1 protein-coding gene and 1 pseudogene are annotated in these 2,506 nt (G+C 55.6%); both read right to left on the bottom strand.

The genetic code is table 11. The features are described from left to right. Positions 1-15: 15 nt before the first annotated feature. Positions 16-1,473, bottom strand: a complete 1,458-nt coding sequence (locus tag HU766_RS25900) for an S-type pyocin domain-containing protein (protein WP_186661816.1) — start codon at positions 1,471-1,473, stop codon at positions 16-18. Between the two features lie 115 nt (positions 1,474-1,588). Next, positions 1,589-2,316 (bottom strand): annotated as a pseudogene (locus HU766_RS25895) (IS5 family transposase). Between the last annotated feature and the right edge of the window lie 190 nt (positions 2,317-2,506).

The following is a 2,506-nucleotide window of genomic DNA, read 5'->3' as shown; positions in this document are numbered from 1 at the left end:
CTCGTCGGTAGAGGACTACGAAGCGCTGCTGCCGTGGAACTGCTCACCGGAGATGCAACGGTAAATCGAAGCTCCATCTGGCGGTAGGTGGGGTTCATGGATCGCACTCGGTGTATCGCGCTGATCGGCGGGCAATCCTGTTGAGCTATCGCCTGGCGTGACGATAGGTGTCCAGGTCAGGGTACGTGGTGGTACGTCTGCCGTAGTGGCCGTATATACATTGCGTTGAGTGTCGTATGAGGCAGTTAGGATACGCACCTGCGAAGGCACGACTTCCCCGCCCGTCTTGACGGCAAAAATTTCCGAATCGTCATTAGCGTTGAGCTGAGAGCTGAAGCGGTAGGGAAGATCGATGTATGAAGCCGAAGCGGCTGCACTTGCGGCCAACTGGACACTGAGTTGGGGATCTAGATCGGATAACGGGGTCTGCAGGGAATAGCGGCGAGGAAGCTCGCCATTCCCGAGGTTTGGAGAGTAGAAAAGAGCCGAAACACCGACCACGAACCCTGCGCCAACGCTAGCAGTAAATCCACTAACTGCGCCAACGGCGGCCCCAATCACGCCTCTTAATAAATATTCTGCGGAAGTGGATACGACTGTGCCTACTGCAGTGATAATTACCGATCCTGTTACTGCGACAGAGCCAGATGCAGAGTAGGTGTTTGCGAGGCGAATTAATTCAGTCTCTGCAGCGATGCGTTCGGCCTCGGCTTTGGCGGCGGCTTCTGCGGCGATGCGTTCGGCCTCGGCTTTGGCGGCGGCTTCTGCGGCGATGCGTTCGGCCTCGGCTTTGGCGGCGGCTTCTGCGGCGATGCGTTCGGCCTCGGCTTTGGCGGCGGCTTTTGCGGCGATGCGTTCGGCTTCGACCAAGGCCCGAGCATTTACGCGTGCTCGAATTTCCTCTGTAGTGGATCCGGCCAACAGGGTGGAAAAGTAGTAGATCTCGACAGCTGCATAGTCGCGGCTTCTCGCTGCGGCGTAACTGTATGTGATTCTTTGAATAAAAAGTTCCGGGTCATCATCAATGCTTCCGTACCGCTGTTCGTAAGCGATTATCGTGGCAGCAGTGGATTTCCAAAGAGGATGGTGCCCTACCAGTTTGTTTACGTTGGCTTCATGGGTTTCGAGAGCGTCTAATTTCCTTATTGCGAGCGACTCTATTATTTGTCTTCTGTGGGTAGCATTATCCCGATTTAACCCGGCCTCCACGATTGCTGATTCAATCTCGACATCCACTGCGGCGGCTAGTGTTCGAAGGTCTAAAGGTTTCTTAGCATCTTCGTGAATTGCTTCAAGAATTTGCGCAGAATTTGGCATTGCTGGAGGCGAATTTGGGGGGAGTGCTGGAACTAGTGGGCCGCCAGCGGGATAAGGCCAATGAGGAAGGCCGAAGGGAAAAAGTGGTGGAAATAGGACAGGTATCGGGGGGCGGCCGATGACATGCGAATCGGGCAGAAAAACTGTGCCTTGCATTGAAACCTCCATGTGTCAAAACAGCAGGGTGCTGCTTGAACCACGGAGGATCTTTGTTAAATCACTATCAACGCAGCGTGAGAGTATTCCGCTCGCGGAGCTGCTTCAGGGGGCGTTAGGCTCTGTACGAAAAGAGATGTCTCAAACACCGCATGGAGCAAGCCAGTGAGACCATGGCGGCGTAGCTTTTCGCGAGCTTGTCGAAGCGTGTCACGATGCGGCGATTCTCTTTCAGCCAGCCAAACATGCGCTCGATGATGTTGCGCTGTCGGTATTTGGGCCGATCAAACAGTCTGGGTAAGCCGGGCTTGGGTATGCGTTTCATCGAGCGCAGCGGGATGACGGGCTGCATTCGATATTGGTCGCAGTAGCGGCGAAGCGCTTCGGCGTCGTAGCCTTTGTCGGCAAGCAGCCACTTGCAACGCTTGCGCGGACGACCTCGTTGGCCTGATGGAATGCTTACGTCGTCCAGCAGTGGCTGGGCGTAGCTAATGTCACTGGCTTGACCGCCAGAGAGGAGAAAACGCAGCGGTGTCCCGTTCGCGTCGCAGAGCATGTGGATCTTGGTGGTCAGTCCACCGCGACTGCGACCTAGAGCGTGATCGGCAGGCTCGTCAGGCCCCCTTTTTTCCCGGCGCCAGATGAGGCTCGGGTTGCGCGTACAGCAGTTGAGTCGATCATCCAGGTTTGCAAATCGATCAAGCCTTGCTCATTCAATCTCAAGTGCAAGCGTTTGAGCATCAGGCGGTCGCTCAGACGCGGTCGCCCCCGGCCATGGGTTTCGATGAAGAGATCGGAGACCACATCCCAGGCCTCGTCCGAGAGTTCGTAACGCTTTGCCATCACAGAATTCCTTTCCGTAGATGGCGGAGAACCCTACAGAATTTTAGCTTCCGAGGGGCTTCGACTCAGTTTCTTGGGATTTCGTACAGAGCCTAGTGTGGTGTTTCAGAAATACCACTGAAAATCATTTGCCCAGCGCTCGCGCCGCGCGAGCGACTGAGGCAAGGATGTCCTCGGCCTTCTTGTGCCA

It is taken from the genome of Pseudomonas sp. SWRI77, assembly GCF_014269105.1.
Lineage (GTDB): Bacteria > Pseudomonadota > Gammaproteobacteria > Pseudomonadales > Pseudomonadaceae > Aquipseudomonas > Aquipseudomonas capeferrum.
Note: the sequence above shows the minus strand (reverse complement) of the source record. Positions and strands in the feature narration are given on the sequence as shown.

Coding starts and splice junctions, on each gene's coding strand:
- HU766_RS25900 (WP_186661816.1), bottom strand. CDS start 1,473: ATGCAAGGCACAGTTTTTCTGCCCGATTCGCATGTCATCGGCCGCCCC.